Raw genomic sequence first — 21177 nt, forward strand, 5'->3', positions numbered from 1 at the left:
CCCATGCGTGCCCGTAACTCGCTTCACCTATCTTTTGTGACTCCACTCGCCTACCTTTATCGCGACTCGTGTCCGACGAGAATCATGAACTCCGCACTGCTCGTCGGTGGGACGCGCTTCATGGGCCGTCAGACCGTCGAGGAACTCCTCGCACACGAGTACGACGTGACGACGTTCACTCGTGGGGAATCCGGCGATCCGTTTGCAGACCGCGACGGCGTCTCGAACTACCGAGGTGACCGGAACGACCGCGAAGCACTCGTCGCCGCCCGTGACGAGGTCGAACCGGACATCGTCATCGACTTCTGCGGGATTTTTCCGCGGCAGATCGAAGCCGCTACGGAGGTGTTCGCCGACGTGGACGCCTACGTCTACGTCTCCAGCGGGAGCGCGTATGCCGAAGATCCGATCCCGATGCGCGAGGAGACACCCCTCCACGACTGTACCTCAGAACAGGCCGACGACGAGTCGATGGAGACCTACGGCCCACGCAAAGCGGAGTGCGACCGCGTCTGCTTCGTCGCCGCCGCCGAGGAGGGGGTGAACGCACTCGTCGCCCGTCCCATGCTCATCTACGGGCCACACGATTACACCGAGCGATTCGACTACTGGCTCCACCGCGTGGCGACCTTCGACCGCGTCCTCGTTCCAGGAGATGGCGATAGTCTGCTCCATCGGTTGTACGCTGTCGATGGCGGCCGAGCACTCCGAATCCTCGCGGAGCGAGGGACGCCCGGTGAAGCGTACAACGTCGCCGACCAAGAGACGGTGTCGCTCGACCAGTCGCTCGAACTCGCCGCGGCCGCCTTCGACACCGAAATCGAACTCGTCCATGCCAGCGAGCGCGAACTGGCCCACCACGACCTCACATCGACTGACTTCCCGCTCTATACGCCCTCGCCCGCCATCGTCTCGACCGAGAAACTGGCCCGTCTCGGCTGGGAATCGACACCGCTGTCGGACGCGTTCTCCCGAACCGCCGAAGAGCACGAAGCATCGGGACGCACGGGCGAGGAACTCGGGCCTGCACGTGATACTGAACTGGGTATCATCGAGGCGTTGACTAGCTGATTAGCTGACCAGCTGACCAGCTGAAAATCGCACCAATCTCGGTGAAAAATGGGTTCTCGATTGGGTCAGGCTTTGCGCCCCGTGCGTTTGAGAACGTCCTGTTTGGTGAGGTTGAGGGTCGTTTCGAGGAAGCTCGCGAGGCTGAACTTCTCGGGGATAACACCCAGTTGCTGCATGAGTCCGAGCGAGTCCCAGACCGCCCATCCTTCGATGACCTTCCCGTCCTCGAATCGGTGAACCATGATGCCCGGAACTGGTTCGCCCTCCTTTCCAGTCGGGGGGACTCCCATGAACTCTCCCTCGTGGGTGCCGACGGCCGTGAATCCGACGGTGATCATGTCCTCCTCGGCGAACATGAACTCGACGTTCATCTCGAAGTCCGGGAAACCGGTTCGAACGGCGCGGATGAACTTCTTGAGGCCATCGAAGTCGACGGCTTCGTCTTCGAAGCCGAACCAGTGGCCGACGTACTCGTCGGACACCAGTTCGTCGATGGATTCGAAGTTGCCCTCGTTCCAGATCTCCGCCACGAACTGTTCTTCTTTGTCTTTCATCTGGTCGGTGGTGTATGCTGAAGTTGCCATGGTACTTCATTATTAATTATGTTCTATGGGACGAAGAGTATCATCTCTCTTTCTCACCCGCTGAGAAACGACGACGAGGCTAAAAACGCGATGAACGACCGATAGAACCTCTCGAACGACCAACAACTTGAAAGGAGCCCGACGGATGCACTCCACCGACAAAGCTGTGAGGAAACTGTTCAAATCGGATTTCAGGTCTTCAATCGGCTATCGAACACGGAACTCGAATCCTCGGACACCGTCTCCGTCATTACCCAACACGTTCGCCACGCCAGCGCCGAACGAGTAGGCCACGCTCTGTGCCCCCATGTTCAGTCGCTCGCGCAGGGAACGGCGCGGTTCGAACTTCTGTACCGACACCTCCTCGACGCCGAGTCGTTCGGCGAGACGGTCTTTCACATCGTCGCGCGTACCGATGTCGTCCACCAGTCCGAGATCGCGGGCTTCGTCGCCGAGGTAGACGCGGGCCTCCGTTTCGCGGACCGTCTCGGGATCGAGGTCGCGACCCGTCGCCACGCGCTCGACGAAATCCTCGTAGAAACCGTCGATGAGTCCTTGCAGGTACTCGCGTTCGTCGTCGTTCATCTCCTTCAGGGAGACGCCCGCGTCCTTGTACTTACCCGCCGCGAGGCGTTCGTAGGCGAGGCCGAGTTTGTCGGCCAGGTCGGCGGCGTTCACCCGCGACCCGATGACACCGATGCTCCCGACGAGGCTCGCGTCGCGCGCGAACAGTTCGTCACAGCCGCTGGCGATCCAGTAGCCACCACTCGCACACACGTCGGTCGCGTAGGCGACGGTCGGCCCGTCGAATCGCTGCGCTGCGAGTCGGATGTCGTCACTCGGGACGACTTCGCCGCCGGGTGTGTTCAGCCGCAAGAGTAGTGCGTTCGCGTTTGAGTCGTCGTCTGCTTTCTCGATCTGCTCGACGATGTCGTCCGCTGGCGTGCCGACGGACGAGGGAACTGGCCCTCGACCACTTCTGCTGATCGGCCCCTCCACGGCGACCTCAGCAACGTCGTAGTCCGGATATCGGCTGGCCGCGAATCGGGCGAAGAACCGTGCGCCGACCACGCCTGCGATCAGTACGAGGACGACGCCGAACAGTTCCGCGAGCGTATCGGGTGTGACGATGAACAGCCACCACGCGAGCGCGAGGCTGAGCAGTACCCCGACGAGCACGAGCGTTCTGCGTGCTGTCTGGCTACCGCTGTCGGTTGTGTCTCGGTTTGCCATACCCACCAATGGGTAGGCAGTGGCGTTAAATATTAACAAATAGAGAGAACCGCAGATTCGCGTCTATAGAAGGCCGGTCTTCTGCAGTTTCATCAGGTCTTCGGTGTCGAGGGTTTCGCCTTCCTTGAATTGCTGGTAGATCTCCTCGGCTTCCTGCTTGGCCTCTTCGCGCTCTTTGGCCTTCTCGGACTTGCGCTCTTTTTCCTCTTTCTTGTCGAGTTCGCGCAGGCGCTTCTGGACGCGCACGAAGTCCTCGTGGTGCTGGTCTGCAGCTTCCTGTGCTTCCACGAAGCTCTCGTGCATCTCGTCGGCCTCGTCACGGATGTCGTCGGCTTCGCGGTAGGCCTCGATCATCTGGTTGTGATGCTGCTGGGCCTTGTCGGCGAGTTCCGTCACCTTCTCGTGGTGCGTGCTCGCTTCGGCACGAACCTCTTCGGCCTCTTCGACGAGTTCTTCGAGGTCGTCGCTCTGGTCGAGCTTGTCCTTGCGCTGCTGGTACTCGTCGCGCTTGGCCTCGATCTTCTCGATGAGTTCGCGTTCGTCCTCGGTGGAGAGCACTTCGGTCTGCTGTTTGAACTCAAGCTCTTCGATCTCCTTCTTGAGCTGTTCGAGATCCTTTCCCTCGTCCAGTTCGAGGTCGGATTTCATCTCCTCGACGCGCTCGAACAGCTTGTTGGCCTCGGCGTTGAGTTCGTTACGCTGTTTCTTGTGCTCCTGAACCTGTTCGTTCAGTTCGTCGCGCTTCTCGCGGTGCTCTTGCGCTTCGTCCACCTTCTCACGCGTCTTCGCGTTGAGTTCGTCGCGGTTGGACGCGCGTTTGCTCGCCTTCTGGTTCAGCTCGTTCCGTCGGTCTCGGAGCTGTCCTGCGAGTTTAATAAGTTCACCTTTCGACTTGTTCTGAAGTTCCTCTTCTGTTACGCTTACCATGCTTAGTTATACCTCGGTTCCTTCCGCTCCGGCACACATTAGCGTCGCTACTCTTCTTCTAATACCAACCAGCCGGTTACAATATTCCCGTTTCATTGGTTGACGCGCGGTGCTACCGTGACGCCGGAAGCGTTCAGGTACTACCAGATATTCGGCATAGCTATTTAAAGTTTGTGCCCTCTAAATCTATGGAAACGGTTAGCACACGCCTCGTAACCCGTGGAAACGGTTGACATACGTCGGACTATGGGTATATAAATATTCGTGGACAGTCAGGTGGTCGCTTCCGCCGAGACGAGTTTCGGCGTCCGTACACGGCCCCGTCGTGAACGGTGCTACGCTCTACTTTCACTTTCACCCTGGGGACGGGTCGCTTTAACGTGTGTTGCGTCCCGACATGGAAGTATGAAAGAGACGATAGCGACGCTCCGATGTGCGTGTGAGGCCACCGGGTGTGAGAAACGGCTTGGAGAATCGAATCTGATGCTCGTGATGGAAACCGCCGGTGGAACCCGGCGTGCCTACGAGTGTGACTGCGGCGCGGTGACCGTCACCGTCACGAGATAGCAGAACCGACAGTCGCGCGAAGTAGCCGTCCTGAAGTAGATTGCCACGAACAGTCGGATATGGACGACCAGTCGAGCACGAACGAGCAGACGGGCGAGGTCGAGTCGAGCATGGAAGAGACGATTCACGCGCGCGGGCACGAGAACGTCAGCGCCAAGCACGCGAGTACGTTCGAGGTCACGACGGACGACTTCCTCACGCCCGCTGGCGATTGCATCCTCGCTATCGAGGCCGATCGCGCACCTGCCGACTTCGACCCCGAGTTCGTGGAGGCGTGCAGAGACCCCGAGGCGACCATCACCGTCACCATCGAGGGCAACGGCCACGAAGAGACGGTCACCGGACAGGGGCACCCCGATCTTACCTTCGGGAGCCACCGAAGCATGGTCGGTCGAACGAGCGACTACGTGGACGAGCAAACCGTCGTGGTCGGTGCGGAGTTCGCTGCGGAGGGCTTCGATCGGGAACTGGTCACGGCACTGGCAGACGGTGTGGAAGTCGCTGTGACCCTTCAGGTCGAGGCGTAGGGTTACTGCTCCGATACGGGACGAAGACGTGGTATGTCAAAACATGCCATTGGCGTGTGGGCTTAATCTTATCCGACCAGAGGCGTTTTACGGTTCGAACTATTTCCTCTGTATCACGAACCGAGACGGAAATCGCGTCTTCGTGTCTCGTATCGGTGAGAGAGATGCAGAACAGACCACCACTCGAACGGATAGAACAGCAAGCGCCGGATCTCGTCGATCTGGACAGGTACGCTAGCTACGAGGACGGTGAGAGCACAGTGATCTGCGACCGGAAAAATACGAACGCGTGGATCCGGGCTGACGTGACGAGCCAGCTGTCACCGTAACCGGGACGTCGTCCCTCCCCGAGGTAGTGGACTATCGGCAGTCCCGACAGACGTAGTGCGTTCCTTCGCCGAGGAACGCCTGTTCGGGTCGGGCGATGTACTCGCCACAGACGTCACACCACGTCCAGTAGACCAACCGATCGTGGGCCAACTGGCTGCTTCTCGCGGTATCAACCGTGCGGCGAATCTCGATGTGTGTATCGGTCACCGCGGTGACCGTCCCATCGATCGATGCGTGCTGTGTGTTGCTGATTCCTTCTTCGCCTGGCGTGGCGATCATCTCCCCCTCCTCGACGCTGTCTCCCTCTTTCACGAGTGGGCTACTCCGCTCGACGATGCCTTCGAACGATGGATTGGTGATGAGCGGAATTCGGACGGTGTCGGGGTCGAGTACCGTCGGTTCGACCTCGTGGCCGTCCTCCCACTCGCGCGTACTGAGCACGTTGATCCGGCCCTCACCGAGGGTGTTTTCGACGGCGACGTCCCGGTCGAGTGCCAGTACGCAGTTGGTTCGCTTCGTCACGCCGAACTTGGCTGCCGATTCCTCGATCTCGAAACACCATCCCGGACCACCGTCGGCCAACATATCGTGGTCGCCGAGTTCCGATGGCGGTCTGCCAGCCGCTTCGAGCACCGTCGCAGCAGGTGTCCCCACCGGTACGTCGAGAAATCGATGGTGCGGTACGTTCCCGTCGACGTGGACGTACTTCCGCGTCATCGCTTCGCCCTCAGTCAGGGTTCGGTAGATGTTGTACATCGTCTCGGTGTTCTGGACGATCCAGCCGTGATCCATCGGCAACTCGTCGCGCATGACGATATCCGCCACCAACCGAAGAAGTACTGTCTCCATCCCGTACTCGTATCTGTCGTCGGTGTAAGCGAAGACGACGCCCGATTCTTCGGTCGGGTCGATCGGAAGTTCGTCCGGACTATAGACCGTCGCATCGGTCACCGATTCGAGTTGGTTCATCCACCCGTCCCGGTCTGTTGCCTTGGCGCTGACGACGATCACGTCGAACGTCTTCGCCAGGAGTACATCGAAAAACGCCGCGAACTCCTCGGCGTGATTCACTCCCATCCATTTGTCGATGTAGTAGTTCGGTTCGCTCTCCTGATGGTTCACCAGGAGGTAGGGTACCTCGTCTAAGTACTCCCACTTCGCGTACGTCGGGAAGCCCGCACCCCCTGCGCCCGAAATTCCCGCGTTTCTGATCGTCGTGGCGATCTCCGGTTGTTCTGCCTGTTCGAGTTGCCGGAGCGTTACGCTCATATTTCTCCCCCTCCTAGACTTTCGACCGCCGAACCATAACATTTCTGATATCTATAACAGTTTTGAGAAGTATGTGTGTCAATAACAAGCATGGTCTCATATATATCCGGTCGCAGCCCGAATGTCGAACCATGGACGACCCGGAGCCCACCGAAAACATCAGTGGTGGCACGGAAGGTGGCGGTATCGCCGCCAGGTTTGACCCCACCGACGCCGAGAGGCGCGCCGAGGAGGTCGTCGACCGACTCGGCGACCTGTATTGGCAGAAGACCTACGGCGGGCAAGACGCCTTTACCTGTCTCGTCCGCACCATCCTCAGCCAGAACACGAGCGACGTGGCCAGCCAACCGGCCCACGACGCGCTCGTCGAGAAGTACGCCGGAGACGACCTCGACGACGCCGACCTCGCCGAAAATCTCGCACACGCGGAGCACGCTGAACTTGCGGACACGATCCGCTCGGCAGGTCTCTACAACCAGAAAGCGACGGTGCTCATTGAAGCAGCCGAACACGTCCTCGCGGAGTACGGCCGTGCCGAGGCGTTCGACGAGTTCGTCACCGACCACGACCCGAGCCAGGTGCGCGACACGCTCCTCGACATGAACGGCGTCGGTCCGAAGACGGCAGATTGCGTCCTCCTCTTTTCCGGCGGGCGGGCTGGTGTCTTTCCCGTCGATACACACGTCCACCGCATCTACCGACGGATCGGAATCGCGCCAGCGGACGCCGACCACGAGGAGATACGAGCGGTGTTAGAGCGCGACGTTCCGGCGGCGAAATGCGGCTTCGGGCACACCGCGAGCATCCAGTTCGGTCGGGAGTACTGTTCTGCCCGCAAGCCCGCGTGTCTGGATGGCCCCGAGGCGTGCCCGATGTCCGATCTCTGCGAGCAGGTCGGGGTGGACGTGGAGAGTGGGGAGGTAATCGACCCGGCAGACGCCGACTGACTACTCGACGCCCCCGTCGCCACTTGACATCTCCGCGATCCACGTCGTCTTCTCGTTCACGAACTCCCGAATCCCGTGTCGTGAGAGTTCTCGCCCGTAGCCCGAATCTTTGACGCCACCGAAGGGCACGCGTGGGTCGGATTTGACGAGTTCGTTGACGAACACCATCCCAGCGTCGATCTCGGGGACGACGCGTTTGGCTTGCGCTTTGTCCTGCGTCCAGATGCTCGCGCCGAGACCGAACTTCGTGTCGTTGGCGCGTTCGATGGCTTCCTCGGTGTCGCTGACGCGGAACACTGCGGCGACCGGGCCGAACAACTCTTCGTCTGCGGCGGGACTGCCGTCGGGCACGTCGGTCAGGATCGACGGCGGGTAATACGGCCCCTCGCGGTCGAGGGGTTCTCCGCCGAGTTTCAGATTTGCGCCCGCGTCAACGCTCTCTTCGACCTGCTCGTGGAGGTCTTCCATCAGGTCTTCACGGGCCTGCGGGCCGATGTCGGTGTCTTCGTCCATCGGGTCGCCGATGGTCATCGACTCCATCTCCTCGGTGAACCGCTCCATGAACTCGTCGTACACGTCGTCTACGACGACGAATCGCTTCGCGGCGATACAGGACTGCCCGGCGTTGATACACCGGGCTTGCGCGCCGGTTTTCGCTGCATCCTCGATGTCGGCCTCGGAGAGCACGACGAAGGGGTCGCTGCCGCCGAGTTCGAGGACGGTCTTTTTGAGATTCTTCCCGGCGGTTTCGGCGACCGAGCGACCGGCGGGCTCGCTTCCCGTGAGCGTCACCGCAGCGATTCGGTCGTCCTCGATGACGTGCTCCATCTTATCCGAGCCGACGAGCAGCGTGGTGAACGCACCCTCCGGATACCCTGCCTTCTCGAACACCTCCTGGATGGCGAGGGCACATTGGGGAACGTTCGAGGCGTGTTTGAGCAACCCGACGTTTCCGGCGGTGAGATTCGGTGCGGCAAACCGGAACACCTGCCAGAAGGGGAAGTTCCAGGGCATCACCGCCAGCACCGCCCCGAGCGGTTCGTAGGAGACGTAGCTCTCCACGTCGGGTTCGGTGCCGATGTGCTCGTCCTGTAGGTGCTCGGCGGCGTGTTCGGCGTAGTAGTCGCAGACCCACGCGCACTTTTCTACTTCGGCGACCGCGCTGTCGATGGGTTTCCCCATCTCCTTCGTCATCAACTCGGCGTACTTCTGCTTGTTATCGCGCAGTACGTCACCCGCATTCGAGATGAGACGCTGACGCTCCTCGATGGGTCGTTCGTGCCACTCCTCGTAGGTCTCGTGTGCCTGCTGTAGTTTCTCGTCGACCGTCCCCTCGTCGTCTCCATCTATCGTCTCCAGTACCTCGCCGGTCGCGGGGTTGAGACTCTCCATGTTCGATAGGACGCCATCGTGACCCATGTAGCCTCTGGCGGCACTCGCAAGGTAAGCGACCGTTCCTCTATTCTCCCGTCGATAACGGCTCGTTGACGAGCATATGCGCCGTATACTTATACCGATCTGAGACGTTACTGAGCGCGGTATGGGAGACGACAGGAGGGCGTCGATGGCGGGGTGGTCACCGTAGATGGCTTCGCTCGAACTCTTCTTGATTATCGGTACGAGCCTGTTGCTCGCGCTCGTCCTGAGTGAGGGGATCGAACGACTCGGCGAACCGGGGTTCCTCGGTGAAATACTCGCAGGTATCGTGCTTGGACCGTCGGTAGCGATGCTCATCAGCAACACGAACCGGACCAGTCCATTCATCCTCATCGCCACCATCGGCGGACTCCTGTTGTTCTTCGATGCGGGCTATCAGCAGATCAGTTTAGACCAGTTGCTCGCGGCATTTCGACCGGTTCTGATAATCGGCCTCTCCGGTGTGATATTTCCCTTCGTCGTCGGCTACGGTATCGGAACGTGGTTCGGTTTCAGACTCGAAGCGAGTCTGTATCTCGGTCTCATCCTTTCCGTGACCTCCGTTTCGATCGTCGTTCGAACCCTCCTCTCGCTCGATAAACTCGACACGCAGTACGGTCGCTGGATTCTTGGGGCGTCGGCAGTGGACGACGTTATCGGTCTCCTCGGCATCTCGATCCTTCCGCTGTTCTTCGTCGGCGGTGGAACCGGAGCGACCGTTTCCGCACTGGGATTGGCCGCCCTCTTTTTCGTCGGATTGGGCGTGTTCTATCGGTATCTTCTCGATCCGATATCGAACCTGCTCGCGAAATTCGAAGTCGACGAGGCGGATTTCATCGCCATCCTCGGACTACTCTTCGTGTTTGGGTATGCATCGGACGCGGTGAACCTCTCGTACTTCATCGGCGCACTCGCGATCGGATTGATCGTCTCGACGAACAAGCGACTCGAAGGGAAGAACCTCCAATCGAACGTCTATGGGATCGCTTACGGCGTGTTCATTCCACTCTACTTCGTCGCCATCGGTGCCCGGATGAACCTCGGTGAGTTGACGCTCAATTCGTTCATCGTCGTGTTCGCCGTGCTCGGCCTCCTCTCTAACTTCGTCGCGGGATACGTCGGGAACCTCCTTGCTGGCGGGCCGCGAGAACATTCGTTGATCTTCGGCTTCGCATTACTTCCGCGCTCGGAGTCGGGAATCGCCATCGTCGCACTCGGTGTCTCGCAGGGTATCGTCGGCAATCGTATCTTCGTCGCCTATCTGGTCGTGTTCGTCATCTCGGTACTCCTCACACCCTCGCTGTTGAAACGGGCGGTCAACCGTACCGAAGCGAAGAAGGGCGAGCAGTCGGAGACAGGTACGACCAAGCCAGATACCGGCACCTGAATACCCCGGCACCAGCGGACGAGTGAAACAACTATTCGTTCGAGTCGTCGTATCGCTCAGCCGCGGTCTCGAACGCGGTCTCGACCTGTTCTCTGCTCCGGCGGCCTTCGGCTTCGGCGATGGCTTCCGGGTCGGGGTTCACGTCGTCGTCGATGCGCGCCCACGACTTGTGGACCTTCGCGTGACACCAGCGACAGAGATAGACCGTTATCTCGTGTGAAAGCGTCTCTCCTTCGCCCGCGTAGGAAAGATGGTGTTCTTCGAGCAGTGGTCGCTCGTCGGAGTGGGCCATCCGGCGCTCTTCGAGACCGCATCGGATGCATTGGCGGTCGCGGTTACGACACCGGAAGTGCGGGCAGTCGCTCCAGTTCCAGTCGCCATCCGGGTCGGCGACTGGGCATCGGAACTCCTCTTCGCGGCGTTCGCGGGCGAATTCGGGGTCGTGTTGTGGATGTTCGAAGGCGTATCGACACCGCCCCTCGTCGGTCAGGTGGTCACAGAGTCCGGCGTGTTCGTAGGGGTCGTCGACGCCGACTGCTGTTCCCGACGGGGTCTTCTCCATTGTCGGTCCGTAGCGTCGTTCTCGCACAAAAGTTTTGTCTCCTCCGTGAGGAGTGTGCGCCGTGCGTGTCGTACACGAATCCGATGGCAGGCCGCAGACGCTGGCAACGAACGTGGAGACGGCGGACTCGTTTCTCTCGCAGGCTCGTGGGCTGATGTTTCGACGGTCGATTCCGGACGATTACGCGCTGGCGTTTCGGTTCGACGACGTCGCCACGCGCGACGTCCACATGGTGTTCGTTCCGTTTCCGCTCGACGCCGTGTGGACACAGGAAGGCGAAGTCAACCGCGTCGAACGTCTCTCGGCCTGGACAGGGATGGCGAAATCGGAGGCCGACACCCTCTTCGAACTACCAGCAGGAAGTGCCACGAATGTCGAAATCGGGGATTCCGTTCGACTGGTCGAGTGAACGCAGCGATCCGTGAATTCGGCAGGTGCCGAGAAGTCGGTACTTCAGTTCGTATCGGCGAGCGGATTGAACCCATCGACGGGCGTGACGGAGTAATCGACGGTGAGCGTATCTCTCGTCGCGCGGATCTTGCCGACGAAGGCCGATATCTCGTCGAGCGTTCCTTCGATGACGAACAGTTCCATGCAGTAGTGATCGCCGACGTGGTTGTGGAAGTTCGACTTGACGAGTCCCTCGTGTTCGTGGCGGAGTTGCATCATCCGCTCTTCGACGTTCGTCGTCTCGTAATCGAAGAGGACGGTGACGATTCCCATCAACTTGCGGTCTTCGAGTCGACGGTCTTCGAACTCGCCGAGGAGGTTTCGACTCGCCTCGCGGACGACCTCGCTCCGGCCGGTGTAGCCGTGTTCGTCCGCGAACTGGTCGATTCGTTCGAGGAGTTCGTCCGGCATCGAGACGCTTACGACGGTCATGTATTAACTCAGGCAGCAATCCTTATTAGAATCTTGTTATCAGTATTCGAACTCGATCCGTTCACGTTCGGGGTCGATAGTCACGACACCACCGACCGGGATCGGGGCGACGGGGGCAGTGTGGCCGAAGTCGAGGTCGAAGACGACCGGAGCGCCGGGGTTGTACTCCGAAACGAGGTCGGCGATAGCGTCGCGCTGGCGCTCGCGGTAGGCCTCGCGTTCTTCAGGCGGGCGCTCGACCTCGTGTGAGCGCGCTTTCGCTCGCCCGACGAGCACCGCCGAGAAGCGCGAGAGGAGGCCCCGCTCGCCCATCCCCATGAGCGTCCAGCGAACGTCGAACTCGGTCGGCAGTTCTTCGGAGGTTTCGAGGAGGAGTACCGTTCCGTCGAGTTCGTCGGCGTCGGGAAGGTAGCGGTCGACCGACACCTGGAGGTCGACGACTTCCAGGTTACCGCCCCACGTCCGTCCCGTAACCGGTTCGGTTCCGCCGCACCACTGCCAACCCGGATTGGGGTCCATCTCGCGCCGCCGGTCGAGATTCTCCGGGTCTGCCCAGTCCAAGTCCTCGTCTGTGAACTGCTCGGCGGGGCGCAGTTCGCCGAACGAATCCTCGAACATCGCCCGACGGAGATGGTCGACGGTGTAGTCGTGCATCGATTCCTGCATAGCGAACTCGGTAAAGAGGTTCCCACCGTAGAAGGAGACCATGCCTTCGTTCCAGAGTACGGTGTGGAGGTTCGTGTTGTCGCTCGTCCCGTAAAACCGGGTCGGATTCTCGCGGAGTACGTCAGTATCGAGATGGGGAAGGATTCTAACTTGGTCGGCCCCACCGATGACGGCGACGATACCGCGGATACTGGAGTCGGAGAAGGCGTCCATCACGTCTTTCGCTCGCGCTTCGGGGTGTTCGTACAGCCACTCCGGAGACTTCGTCGCGGTCGGGAATTCGACCGGTTCCAGTCCGAACTCCCGAATCCGCTCGAGTCCCAACTCGTAAACGTGAGGGAACAGTTCGGCGTGGCTCGTTCCCGGCGCGACGATAGCGACCTTGTCTCCCGATTCGAGTGCTGGCGGAACGACGAAATCGCTCATTCAGTGACAGCTTCGCCGGAGCGTATCAAGTAGGTTTCCCGTTCCGTCTCGGTTTTTCTCGTCCTATTCCAAACCGGCCTAATTGTCGGTTAAACCGGGACATCGGCGTCAGTTCCGTCCTACGCCGTGTTTAACCGTGCCATAACAAAGTCGGATTCGCTCATGGGTACGTCTATGTCGAATCGCTCCGTGGGAGGGTACGAGACGGGGGTCGAATGGCCAACGCTCGCACCGAATCGAGCGTTGCTGTTGGTCGTGCTCATCGCCGGGAAGACGCTCGACGCCGTGAGCACGGTCACCGTCCTCCACCTCCGCGACGACGTGTTCGAGTCGGTATGGCTCACCCGAACGCTCATGCAGGAGTTCGGAATGGTCACTGGGTCGCTCATCACCCTCGTCTTCGCCGTCGTCGGCGTAGCGATCCTCGCGGAGAGTGGACTCCTCGTCACACGACTGCTCCCCGACTCGTGGGCACCGGATGGCTACCCCGCCGCATTCCGGACGACCACGTATCTCGCCGCGGGCGCGTGGTACGGATTCCTGGGCGTTCACAACTTCCTGTTGCTGTTCTGAATCCCGGCGTTCCGGTTTTTGACTTCTGGTGACAACGGGCGAACGAGAGAGCGACCGCGCAGACGCGGAGCGGCTGCGAGGGAGCCGACCGAGTGCGGGCGTGAGTAGGCGCTAGCACGATACAGTGCGCGTATCTTCCACTTTACACTCACTGGCTGTTGCATTCGTGGTGCGGATTTTGCAGTCATCAAATGCCATTCGATACCCTCGTTGGGAGCAAAGTGAACCGAGCGTTCTACTGCTCTGTCGTGGTCGTTTTTCCCACTCCATAGTCGTTCCCGTTTATCAATTCCGTCCAATAGACCTGCCCATCGAATGTGGTGAGATAGTCTCCGGTTACACCGTCTTTTCTGTCAGCGACCGCTTCGTGTTGCTGGAACGTATCGACCAGTGACCAGAACGCATCGGGGGGCGATCCGCCTCGTTCGACGGTGTATCCGTGTTCTGCGATGGCTTGGTTTACGAGGTTGCGCTCGGCATCAGCAAGCCCCGAGAGTTCGAACGTGTATTTGTCGCGGAGCTGCTGACCATACGCTTCGACGGTCGATGCAAGTTGATGAGCCGTGTAACGGTACGTTTTGAGCGTCGCGTCCTTGGAGTTCGAGCCGGTGATCGAGAACCGCGCACGTGAGCCAGATTTCCATTCAATAACCGAGCGATCAGGAGTCGGTACGAGCGCCGACTGATTTCGGTCCGCATTCGCGTACACGAACGTCTTCCCGATATCGAGTGGCGTGTCGTCTCCCACAGCGACGTCTCCAAGGCCAACTAACCGAAACTTCTCACGATCGAGACGCGGAAGCTCATCGAAACGCACGATGTCATCTTTGTTAGCCTGTTGCACAGGGGTGAGATTCCAGAAGTAGCGAGTCGCCGGGCGTTCGTTTCGTACGTCGTACGAGACTCGATACACACTGCCGTCGTACACCCATGGTGTACTGCCTTCCCAGATCGGCGGTGATTGGTCGTCGACTATCGTCGACCCGTTTTGTACGGCTCGCTTGATGACGCGTCGACCTTTCTCCGAATTCTCCCTCGTAGATAGCGTCTGCCGTTCACCGATGTCTCTGTTCTCTACCGCTGTCATCTGTAACCGAGCAGCTGGAATCGGATTTCCATCATCCACGGCATCCCGTTGAGGACTGTTGTCTTGCCCGGTTGAACCGGGCAAGTTAGTACATCCGGCGACCGCGACGGTGAGAACCGTTGCGGTGGAGGTGAGGAACACACGACGGGAATGAATCATGTGTTGCAATATCATGGAGAACGAGGATAATTATTGGGATAACACAAAGAAGTTTTTGACACATCCGACTGAGATACGACGGGCTTCGATACCATCCGAGAATCGCTGGATATATTCTCTCTGTTCAGTACGCCAGTTCCATCAGTCGTTGAAGATTCCAACAGAGCTGCATGCTCGAATCTCCACTGTGTGTTCCCAACGCGGAGACGTGACTCAACGCTCGTTCACTTCGTCCACGAAGTCGCCACTGGTCATTTCGCGCCGTAAAAATACGCCGAGAGGGAGATTTGAACTACCTGAAGACGCCTCCTCGCCTTCGGCGAGACTGCCTCTTCCGTCGTTCGAAATCTCCTCTGTCCGTCATCTCCTCGCTCGAAGGCGAGAGACATCCATGTCTCTCACCGGGTTGCGCTCTGAGAATGACGCCGAGAGGGAGATTTGAACTCCCGTGTCCGTGAGGACAGCAGATTTCGAATCTGCCGCCTTGGCCGGGCTAGGCTATCTCGGCTCATTCTTCTCTACCCCGCTGTCCGTTTTATGGGTTTCGATTTGCAGAGTGGCAACTCGGCTGACCATCAAATTAAAACCGTTGGCCGTTGCGAAAGATTTCATGGACGTAACAGAAGCGAACGCGAAATGTGATTCCGTCCTCGACGCGGTCGGTACTGCCATCATCGCCGACCGCGAATTCCTCGAAACGGTCCTCCTCGGTGTCATGGCCCAGGGCCACGTACTGCTGGAAGACGTGCCCGGTACCGGAAAGACCCTCACCGCCCGCAGCTTCGCCTCAGCACTCGGCCTGTCGTTTAGTCGCGTACAGTTCACGCCCGACCTGCTCCCGGCGGACGTGACCGGCACTTACGTCTTCAACGAGCGAGACCGCCAGTTCGAGTTCAACGAAGGCCCCATCTTCGCCAACGTCGTCCTCGCGGACGAGATCAACCGTGCGCCGCCGAAGACGCAGGCTGCCCTCCTCGAAGCGATGGAAGAACAGCAGGTGACGGTGGACGGCGACACCCGCAAACTCCCCGACCCGTTCTTCGTCATCGCCACGCAGAACCCCGTCGAACAGGAAGGTACCTTCCCGCTCCCCGAAGCGCAGGTCGACCGCTTCGCCGTGAAGACGAGCCTCGGCTACCCCGACCTGGATGGCGAGATCGAACTCCTGCGGAGGCGTGCAGGCCGCCACAGCCAGAGTCCGACCATCGAGAGCGTTCTCGACAACCAGTCGGTCACCGACCTCCAGACGGTCCCCGAATCGGTGCGCGTCGACGAAGACCTGCTCGAATACATGGCCTCCATCGCCCGCGAGACGCGCGACGACCGGCGCGTTGAGGTGGGCGTCTCGCCGCGCGGCACGCAGCGCCTCTTCGAAGCCTCCCGCGCCCGCGCGGCCATGCAAGGCCGGGAGTTCGTCACCCCCGACGACGTAAAGCGCGTGGCCTACCCCGTGCTCTCCCACCGCGTCGTTCTCACGCCGGACGCCAAGGTTAACAACGTCCGAAAAGACGAGATTATCGAGACGGTACTGGATAGCGTGCCCGTCCCGACGGTGGAATAGATTCGAAGTCGGATTTTCAGTTTCGGGTTCGATTTCTCACGCCCGCAGTGCCGACGTGAGCGCCAGCGCCGCGATCAACAGGAAGACGAGCGCGGTCATCGGTTGCCCACCGGCTCCGAGCAGATACAGCCCGTAGCCGACGCCGCCCGCCGAAACCGCGACCACGGTGCTCGCGGCGGCGTGGGTAAGTTCGAGGGTCTGCGTGGCTGCCTCCCGTCCCAGTTGCTCGCCGACGTTGATGGCCTGCTCGCCGAAATCCCACGCCAGCACCGTCGCCATCGCACCGGGAAGGAGCAGTTCTGGTGGTGCGGCGACCAGTCCCCCCGCGAGGACGCCGAGCAGGAGGGTGAAACTCCCGATGGTCACCACGCGGCGCGAGCCTCGGACGACACCGAGCGCGACGAACAGGAGGCCGAGCAGACCGGCGAGCATGCCGGTTCCACCCACCAGTGCGCTCGTGGCGAGGGCGACCGAGCCAGCGATGATGGCGAGCAGTTGACTCACCCGCGTCGGCGAGCGGTCGATCTCGTTCACCGGAGCCACCTCCGGTTGGCGCGAGCCAACGTCACGCCGAGCGGGTCGTCGGTGTCCCAATCGACGACTCGCAGGCCAGCTGCTCGAAGCGCCTGGATTCGCTGTTTTCGTTTCGCCCGCGCGAGTCGATGCCCGGTCGTTCCGTTCGCGGTCGGGTCGGGGCTGATGACCGTCACGGCGTGTCCGCCGGCGTCGAGTCGGCGTGCCACCTCCGGTGCGAAGCGGTCACAGAGCGGTGAGAAGAACACCACCTGTGCATCCGCCGGGAGCCGTCGTCGGAGCCACCGCATCTGCAGCGTCGAGTAGAACGTCCCCGTTGGTGGCTCGCGGGCGAATGCCTCCGCGTGCGAGAGGAGTTCTCGCGCCTCTGCGCGGTGATACGTCCCCGTTCCGGGCGACAGCCACGCTTCCTCGGGGCCGAGTGCGGCGATCCCGACTCGGTCACCGTTGTCGAGCAGGGCACTGAACGCATCACCTGCCGCGCGAACCGAGTGCTCGACGGCACCGGGGTCGTCTTCCTCGGGCGTGAGATACGCTTTCGCCCGCGTATCCACGAGCAGGACGACGGTCGCGGTTCGCTCCTCTCGGAACTCGACCGTCGTGAGTTCCCCGGTTCGCGCCTTTCGGTTCCAGTCGATGCGCGAGAGCGGGTCGCCCGGACGGTACTCACGGGTGGCGAAGAACTCGACACCAGCACCACCTTCGCGCGTCGAAACGCGCCCCGTGTGACGGATCGTCTGCTCTCTGAGCGGGACGTCTTCCGCGGTCGATGCGAGCTGTGGCGTACACGAGATAGCCGTCTCGTCCGTGAGTTCGAACTCACGTTCGACGGCTCCGCTGAAGTCGCGGGCCAGTACCTGCGCCGGGTCGAACTCGTGGTTCCCCCGAACCGCTTCGACGCTGTAGGAAAACGACGTTCGCTTGCCGGGGCGGAGTGCTGTCCCGAGACGAGGCGACCCCGACGTCACTTCCAGTGTCTCGGGCACACCGTCTACGATTCGGAGGTCGGGAACGGTCGCATCACCGACGTTCTCGACCGCCACCTCGATTCTGATCTCGTCCCCCGGTTCCGGGTTCGCATCGTCTACCGACCGGGTCAGTTCGAGGTCAGTCGTCGGGGATGTGGCGGTACGTGCGTACGCCGCGAACGCGACGCCGACGACGCCGACGAGAAGCGTCTCTGGACTGCTGACGAGGACGCCGACCGCTGCCGCGAGCAGTGCAACTGCACTGACGCCGTACCACCGGTTCGTCTCACGGACGGTCATCGGTCGTCCTCCACGTACCGGACGACGGCACCGGCGGTTCGGCGAACACGTCGCTGGAATCTCGTCTCCCCGCTGAGGCTGTGTCGAATCCATTCGCGCCAGGAGCGACGGGGGGCAGTCGGCCCACCGAGGAACGCTGCGGCGTACGGGTCGTCGGTCCAATCGCCGGTCTCCAGTCGTGCCCGCGCATCGTCCTCCGAACACCCTTCGCGCTCGACGATGGCTTCGACGACCGACCGTTCGAGAAGCTCTCTGAGTGTTTTCCGCGACTGGAACCGAGCGGTTCGTGTCCCCGAGTGAACGACGCGGAGTCGCTCGTCGAAATCATCCCCCGGCGTCGGGAGTGTCAGGTTCGTCTCGGGATCGCCCGTCTCGGCCCCAACGATGTCCCGTCGGCGACGACCCTGGACGACGCGAAGCCCCTGGACGAACGCGAGCACGCCGAGGAGCTTCACGAATATCGCCCCGGTCGTGACCATCGCCGCGAGTTCGGGAGCGAACACGACCGCGAGCCCCCAGCCGACGGCGAGGATGCCGACAACCGTGAGTATCGGCCGATTCTTCATGAATCGGCCTCCGCGTAGTGGCGTTCGATCCGGCGGAGTGCGGATACCGCTCGTCGTTCGCGGTCGCCGGTCGCATCCTCGCCACCGTATCGAACTTCTTCGAAGACGTTCGTCAGTTCGCTCACGTCATCGCGGTTCATTCCAGCATCGACCGCTGCCGCCGCGAACTCGCCCGGCGTGCTCGATTCGGGTGCCGACACGTCGAGATGGTGGGTCATCTCTCGCCACGCACGGTACACCTCGTTCTCGACGCTGGCCTCGGATTCGATGCGGTCTGCCGCGTCACCCGCCGTTCGTCCGACGGCGGCGATGTTCTCTTCGCCGCCGAACGCTTCCTCGTCCTCTGGTGTTTCGATTTCGCTTCCGCCGGAACTCTTGAATAACAGGACGACGGCCCCGACGAGCGCGATGCCGAGGACGACGAACAGCGCGAACGAAGGCGTCAGCACGGACGTCGCGCCTTCGCCTGGGCCACCAGAACCGCCCGGCGGAAGCGTGAAGTTACTCTGGTTGCCGGGCATGATACTGCTGTTGGGGCGAGATGGTGGGGAAACCATACACGCGGTCAGGAGGGCGTGAACGAGCAGTACCGGTACCCCGACCGGCCCGATGACGGCGAAGGCACCCAGGAAGCCGATCCGCCGGTACGCGAGACCGACGAGCAAGAGGAATCCTGCCAGGATGGCGGCGATGGCAGGCCCCGTCATCAAGACGGGAAAGCACGGTAACTCGATGGGAATCACCAGTGGTGCTCCCTGGTCTTCGCTCATCGACGATCGATTGTTCTCACTGAATCCGGTTCCACCGGGGCCGGAACCGAAACCGGTACCGCTTCCACCGTCGTTCGTCACGGCGGAGTTCAACGTCGCGGCAGCGAGGGCGATAGCGAGGATACAGAGGAGTGCGACGACGATGGGACGGGCGGTATCTCTATCCACGGTACGGAGTAGCGGGATTGAAAACTTAGGTTTTCTGTCTTCTTTCTAGAACTCTTCCCATCTCGCACGGCGGAGACGCGATTCGATTTCGACCAACTATCGGTGTCGCGTCACGTTTTTCCCTCGCGGCGACCGGGTAATCATCGGCTCGACTGTCACAAATTCGAACAATGTGGTGTGGGAACCAACGGCTAACGATTATGCTTCCCGCGTCCGTGTCGCCTGTATGCGAGGCGTGGGGATACTCTTCGTCGTCTTGCTCGTCTGTGCAGCACCAGTGGTCGGTGTTGCCGGGAGTAGCGGCGATGGGAGCGACAGGGGGAACGAGAGCCAGAGCGCGCCACCGGACCCGGACTCCGACGTACTGGGCTGGGAGAACGGCTACTGGCACAACGAGAGCATCGCGGTCGACCAACGTGACGGGTTGACGGACGCCGAACTACGGGCGTACGTGGGTCGGGCGATGGCGCGGGTGGAGTTCATCCGCAAACAGGAGTTCGAACGCTCCGTCGAGGTGGAACCGCTCCCGAGAGAGCAGTACACCCAACTCGTTCGGCGGCAGGCCCGACAGCAGTACACGCCTGCCCAGCGTGCGTGGGAGAATCAGATCTGGGAGGCACTGTTCGTCACCAACGAATCGGCTGATGCGGCCCGCCAACAGACGCGACTCTGGCAGGAGCGAGTGGCCGGATTCTATCTGCCCTCCGTAGACCAGATATTCATCATCTCCGAAGGAGAACTCGTCGTCGACAACGCGACGCTGATTCACGAACTCACGCACGCGCTCCAAGACCAGCACGTCGGACTCGGGTCGTCACAGTTCAACGCGCAGACGATGGACGGCCAGCGGGGACGGCAGGGGTTGACCGAAGGTGAGGCGATGTACGTCGAAAAACGGTACACGCGGCGCTGTGGTGTGGAGTGGGACTGCGTCGAAACGCCCGGCCCGCCACGTCCGAAGACGCCTTACGGTGGTGGCCCGCTCCCGTCGTACAACCTCGCCATGCAGGTGGCGATCATCCAACCGTACTCCGACGGCCCCGCATTCGTCGCATCGAACGTCCAGTCAGGAGGATGGCAAGCGATCGCACGGGAGTACCGAAACCCACCGAAGGCGTCCGAGCAGGTCATCTACCCCGAAGAACAGAACGCGCCGCCCGCGACGCTCCGACTCGGTGACCAGGCACGAAACGGATGGAAACTCTACGGGAAGAAGGGAGAGAACGGGTCGGAGACGGTCGGTGAGACCGGAATCTACGCGATGTTCTGGTACCAGGGCCGAGCCTACGACAATCCCATCATCCAGTGGCAAGAGTTCGAAGATCCCGAGGCTGGCAGCTTCGACGTGTTCAACTACACCAGCGAGCCCTCGGATGGATGGGCGAACGACCGCATCTGGCCGTACCACAAGGAGGATAAGCGCGGCTACGTCTGGCGGACGAAGTGGGACACGAACGAGGACGCAAGGGAGTTCACGCGGGCGTACCGCGACCTTCTCCGCGGCCAGAACGCGAAGCGTGTCGCCCCCGGAACGTGGGTCATCGAAGACGGTGGGTTCGCCGACGCCTTCCGTATCGTCCGCGATGGGCGTACCGTGACGATCGTGAACGCGCCGACGGTCTCCGACCTGCGGGATATCCGGCCCAAAACCGGGGGCGATACTCGGCAGTCGTCGTAGCGAACCGCGAAAAACGCAG

General features: G+C 61.0%; 23 protein-coding genes and 1 tRNA gene. 10 read left to right on the forward strand and 14 right to left on the reverse strand.

Annotation, left to right across the window (positions count from 1 at the left end; all coding sequences use genetic code 11):
- Positions 1–84: 84 nt before the first annotated feature.
- A complete protein-coding gene (locus tag ACR3FE_RS08305) occupies positions 85–1071 on the forward strand; it encodes an NAD-dependent epimerase/dehydratase family protein (RefSeq protein WP_458206612.1) in 987 nt (328 codons plus the stop codon).
- Between the two features lie 65 nt (positions 1072–1136).
- Here ACR3FE_RS08305 and ACR3FE_RS08310 read toward each other — a convergent pair whose 3' ends face one another.
- From ACR3FE_RS08310 to ACR3FE_RS08320, 3 genes are all read right to left on the reverse strand, one after another.
- Positions 1137–1655 (reverse strand): ester cyclase, encoded by a 519-nt coding sequence (locus ACR3FE_RS08310; RefSeq protein ID WP_458206613.1) that lies wholly within the window; start codon positions 1653–1655, stop codon positions 1137–1139.
- A gap of 207 nt (positions 1656–1862) precedes the next feature.
- Positions 1863–2888: a signal peptide peptidase SppA gene (gene sppA, locus ACR3FE_RS08315; protein ID WP_458206614.1), complete on the reverse strand. Its 1026-nt coding sequence runs from the start codon at positions 2886–2888 to the stop codon at positions 1863–1865.
- A 63-nt stretch (positions 2889–2951) separates the two neighbouring features.
- Positions 2952–3815 carry a coiled-coil protein gene (locus tag ACR3FE_RS08320; protein WP_458206616.1) on the reverse strand — a complete coding sequence of 288 codons (864 nt, stop codon included), beginning with the start codon at positions 3813–3815 and terminating at the stop codon, positions 2952–2954.
- 405 nt (positions 3816–4220) lie between these two features.
- Between ACR3FE_RS08320 and ACR3FE_RS08325 the strand changes: the two genes are divergently transcribed.
- From ACR3FE_RS08325 to ACR3FE_RS08335, 3 genes are all read left to right on the forward strand, one after another.
- Positions 4221–4382: a hypothetical protein gene (locus ACR3FE_RS08325; RefSeq protein WP_458206617.1), complete on the forward strand. Its 162-nt coding sequence runs from the start codon at positions 4221–4223 to the stop codon at positions 4380–4382.
- A gap of 110 nt (positions 4383–4492) precedes the next feature.
- Complete coding sequence (locus ACR3FE_RS08330; RefSeq protein ID WP_458206741.1) at positions 4493–4909, forward strand: DUF371 domain-containing protein; 417 nt, start codon at positions 4493–4495, stop codon at positions 4907–4909.
- 164 nt (positions 4910–5073) lie between these two features.
- On the forward strand, positions 5074–5238 hold the full coding sequence (locus ACR3FE_RS08335) for a DUF7331 family protein (RefSeq protein ID WP_458206618.1): 165 nt from the start codon (positions 5074–5076) through the stop codon (positions 5236–5238).
- A gap of 31 nt (positions 5239–5269) precedes the next feature.
- On the opposite strand, the gene ACR3FE_RS08340 is transcribed toward ACR3FE_RS08335, so the two are convergent.
- Positions 5270–6508, reverse strand: a complete 1239-nt coding sequence (locus ACR3FE_RS08340) for an NADH dehydrogenase subunit (RefSeq protein WP_458206619.1) — start codon at positions 6506–6508, stop codon at positions 5270–5272.
- Between the two features lie 131 nt (positions 6509–6639).
- Between ACR3FE_RS08340 and ACR3FE_RS08345 the strand changes: the two genes are divergently transcribed.
- On the forward strand, positions 6640–7455 hold the full coding sequence (locus tag ACR3FE_RS08345) for an endonuclease III domain-containing protein (RefSeq protein ID WP_458206620.1): 816 nt from the start codon (positions 6640–6642) through the stop codon (positions 7453–7455).
- Here ACR3FE_RS08345 and ACR3FE_RS08350 read toward each other — a convergent pair whose 3' ends face one another.
- Complete coding sequence (locus ACR3FE_RS08350; RefSeq protein ID WP_458206621.1) at positions 7456–8847, reverse strand: NAD-dependent succinate-semialdehyde dehydrogenase; 1392 nt, start codon at positions 8845–8847, stop codon at positions 7456–7458.
- A 193-nt stretch (positions 8848–9040) separates the two neighbouring features.
- Between ACR3FE_RS08350 and ACR3FE_RS08355 the strand changes: the two genes are divergently transcribed.
- The gene (locus ACR3FE_RS08355) at positions 9041–10258 is read left to right on the forward strand and encodes a cation:proton antiporter (RefSeq protein WP_458206622.1); all 1218 of its coding nucleotides are present in this window, start codon (positions 9041–9043) and stop codon (positions 10256–10258) included.
- Between the two features lie 31 nt (positions 10259–10289).
- Here ACR3FE_RS08355 and ACR3FE_RS08360 read toward each other — a convergent pair whose 3' ends face one another.
- On the reverse strand, positions 10290–10820 hold the full coding sequence (locus ACR3FE_RS08360; RefSeq protein ID WP_458206623.1) for a DUF7097 family protein: 531 nt from the start codon (positions 10818–10820) through the stop codon (positions 10290–10292).
- Positions 10821–10881: 61 nt separating this feature from the next.
- Here ACR3FE_RS08360 and ACR3FE_RS08365 point away from each other — a divergent pair, with 61 nt between their 5' ends.
- Complete coding sequence (locus ACR3FE_RS08365) at positions 10882–11229, forward strand: DUF192 domain-containing protein (RefSeq protein WP_458206624.1); 348 nt, start codon at positions 10882–10884, stop codon at positions 11227–11229.
- 44 nt (positions 11230–11273) lie between these two features.
- Here ACR3FE_RS08365 and ACR3FE_RS08370 read toward each other — a convergent pair whose 3' ends face one another.
- Both ACR3FE_RS08370 and ACR3FE_RS08375 read right to left on the reverse strand, forming a co-directional pair.
- Positions 11274–11702: a CopG family ribbon-helix-helix protein gene (locus tag ACR3FE_RS08370; protein ID WP_458206625.1), complete on the reverse strand. Its 429-nt coding sequence runs from the start codon at positions 11700–11702 to the stop codon at positions 11274–11276.
- 39 nt (positions 11703–11741) lie between these two features.
- Positions 11742–12794, reverse strand: coding sequence for a S66 family peptidase (locus tag ACR3FE_RS08375; RefSeq protein ID WP_458206626.1), 1053 nt, complete (start codon positions 12792–12794; stop codon positions 11742–11744).
- A 174-nt stretch (positions 12795–12968) separates the two neighbouring features.
- Here ACR3FE_RS08375 and ACR3FE_RS08380 point away from each other — a divergent pair, with 174 nt between their 5' ends.
- Positions 12969–13367: a hypothetical protein gene (locus tag ACR3FE_RS08380; RefSeq protein ID WP_458206627.1), complete on the forward strand. Its 399-nt coding sequence runs from the start codon at positions 12969–12971 to the stop codon at positions 13365–13367.
- A gap of 235 nt (positions 13368–13602) precedes the next feature.
- Here ACR3FE_RS08380 and ACR3FE_RS08385 read toward each other — a convergent pair whose 3' ends face one another.
- Both ACR3FE_RS08385 and ACR3FE_RS08390 read right to left on the reverse strand, forming a co-directional pair.
- Positions 13603–14613 (reverse strand): hypothetical protein, encoded by a 1011-nt coding sequence (locus ACR3FE_RS08385; protein WP_458206628.1) that lies wholly within the window; start codon positions 14611–14613, stop codon positions 13603–13605.
- Positions 14614–15036: 423 nt separating this feature from the next.
- Positions 15037–15121, reverse strand: a tRNA-Ser gene (locus ACR3FE_RS08390).
- 102 nt (positions 15122–15223) lie between these two features.
- Here ACR3FE_RS08390 and ACR3FE_RS08395 point away from each other — a divergent pair.
- Positions 15224–16174: an AAA family ATPase gene (locus tag ACR3FE_RS08395; RefSeq protein WP_458206629.1), complete on the forward strand. Its 951-nt coding sequence runs from the start codon at positions 15224–15226 to the stop codon at positions 16172–16174.
- Between the two features lie 36 nt (positions 16175–16210).
- Here the strand turns inward: ACR3FE_RS08395 and ACR3FE_RS08400 are convergent, their stop codons facing one another.
- The 4 genes from ACR3FE_RS08400 to ACR3FE_RS08415 are packed head-to-tail and all read right to left on the reverse strand — an operon-like array spanning position 16211 to position 19480.
- Positions 16211–16708: a DUF7519 family protein gene (locus ACR3FE_RS08400; protein WP_458206630.1), complete on the reverse strand. Its 498-nt coding sequence runs from the start codon at positions 16706–16708 to the stop codon at positions 16211–16213.
- Positions 16705–17976, reverse strand: a complete 1272-nt coding sequence (locus tag ACR3FE_RS08405) for a DUF58 domain-containing protein (protein ID WP_458206631.1) — start codon at positions 17974–17976, stop codon at positions 16705–16707. Before ACR3FE_RS08405 ends, ACR3FE_RS08400 begins: the two co-directional genes overlap by 4 nt.
- Positions 17973–18542 carry a DUF7269 family protein gene (locus ACR3FE_RS08410; protein WP_458206632.1) on the reverse strand — a complete coding sequence of 190 codons (570 nt, stop codon included), beginning with the start codon at positions 18540–18542 and terminating at the stop codon, positions 17973–17975. Before ACR3FE_RS08410 ends, ACR3FE_RS08405 begins: the two co-directional genes overlap by 4 nt.
- A complete protein-coding gene (locus ACR3FE_RS08415; protein ID WP_458206633.1) occupies positions 18539–19480 on the reverse strand; it encodes a DUF4129 domain-containing protein in 942 nt (313 codons plus the stop codon). The genes ACR3FE_RS08410 and ACR3FE_RS08415 overlap by 4 nt, the downstream gene beginning before the upstream one ends.
- A gap of 226 nt (positions 19481–19706) precedes the next feature.
- Between ACR3FE_RS08415 and ACR3FE_RS08420 the strand changes: the two genes are divergently transcribed.
- Positions 19707–21158: an Hvo_1808 family surface protein gene (locus ACR3FE_RS08420; protein ID WP_458206634.1), complete on the forward strand. Its 1452-nt coding sequence runs from the start codon at positions 19707–19709 to the stop codon at positions 21156–21158.
- Positions 21159–21177: the final 19 nt, after the last annotated feature.

Source organism: Haladaptatus rarus (assembly GCF_054177585.1).

Coding starts and splice junctions, on each gene's coding strand:
- ACR3FE_RS08385 (WP_458206628.1), bottom strand. CDS start 14,613: ATGATTCATTCCCGTCGTGTGTTCCTCACCTCCACCGCAACGGTTCTC.
- ACR3FE_RS08355 (WP_458206622.1), top strand. CDS start 9,041: ATGGCTTCGCTCGAACTCTTCTTGATTATCGGTACGAGCCTGTTGCTC.
- ACR3FE_RS08350 (WP_458206621.1), bottom strand. CDS start 8,847: ATGGAGAGTCTCAACCCCGCGACCGGCGAGGTACTGGAGACGATAGAT.
- ACR3FE_RS08405 (WP_458206631.1), bottom strand. CDS start 17,976: ATGACCGTCCGTGAGACGAACCGGTGGTACGGCGTCAGTGCAGTTGCA.
- ACR3FE_RS08340 (WP_458206619.1), bottom strand. CDS start 6,508: ATGAGCGTAACGCTCCGGCAACTCGAACAGGCAGAACAACCGGAGATC.
- ACR3FE_RS08330 (WP_458206741.1), top strand. CDS start 4,493: ATGGAAGAGACGATTCACGCGCGCGGGCACGAGAACGTCAGCGCCAAG.
- ACR3FE_RS08325 (WP_458206617.1), top strand. CDS start 4,221: ATGAAAGAGACGATAGCGACGCTCCGATGTGCGTGTGAGGCCACCGGG.
- ACR3FE_RS08395 (WP_458206629.1), top strand. CDS start 15,224: ATGGACGTAACAGAAGCGAACGCGAAATGTGATTCCGTCCTCGACGCG.
- ACR3FE_RS08420 (WP_458206634.1), top strand. CDS start 19,707: ATGCGAGGCGTGGGGATACTCTTCGTCGTCTTGCTCGTCTGTGCAGCA.
- ACR3FE_RS08305 (WP_458206612.1), top strand. CDS start 85: ATGAACTCCGCACTGCTCGTCGGTGGGACGCGCTTCATGGGCCGTCAG.
- ACR3FE_RS08335 (WP_458206618.1), top strand. CDS start 5,074: ATGCAGAACAGACCACCACTCGAACGGATAGAACAGCAAGCGCCGGAT.
- ACR3FE_RS08370 (WP_458206625.1), bottom strand. CDS start 11,702: ATGACCGTCGTAAGCGTCTCGATGCCGGACGAACTCCTCGAACGAATC.
- ACR3FE_RS08360 (WP_458206623.1), bottom strand. CDS start 10,820: ATGGAGAAGACCCCGTCGGGAACAGCAGTCGGCGTCGACGACCCCTAC.
- sppA (WP_458206614.1), bottom strand. CDS start 2,888: ATGGCAAACCGAGACACAACCGACAGCGGTAGCCAGACAGCACGCAGA.
- ACR3FE_RS08410 (WP_458206632.1), bottom strand. CDS start 18,542: ATGAAGAATCGGCCGATACTCACGGTTGTCGGCATCCTCGCCGTCGGC.
- ACR3FE_RS08345 (WP_458206620.1), top strand. CDS start 6,640: ATGGACGACCCGGAGCCCACCGAAAACATCAGTGGTGGCACGGAAGGT.
- ACR3FE_RS08375 (WP_458206626.1), bottom strand. CDS start 12,794: ATGAGCGATTTCGTCGTTCCGCCAGCACTCGAATCGGGAGACAAGGTC.
- ACR3FE_RS08320 (WP_458206616.1), bottom strand. CDS start 3,815: ATGGTAAGCGTAACAGAAGAGGAACTTCAGAACAAGTCGAAAGGTGAA.
- ACR3FE_RS08310 (WP_458206613.1), bottom strand. CDS start 1,655: ATGGCAACTTCAGCATACACCACCGACCAGATGAAAGACAAAGAAGAA.
- ACR3FE_RS08380 (WP_458206627.1), top strand. CDS start 12,969: ATGTCGAATCGCTCCGTGGGAGGGTACGAGACGGGGGTCGAATGGCCA.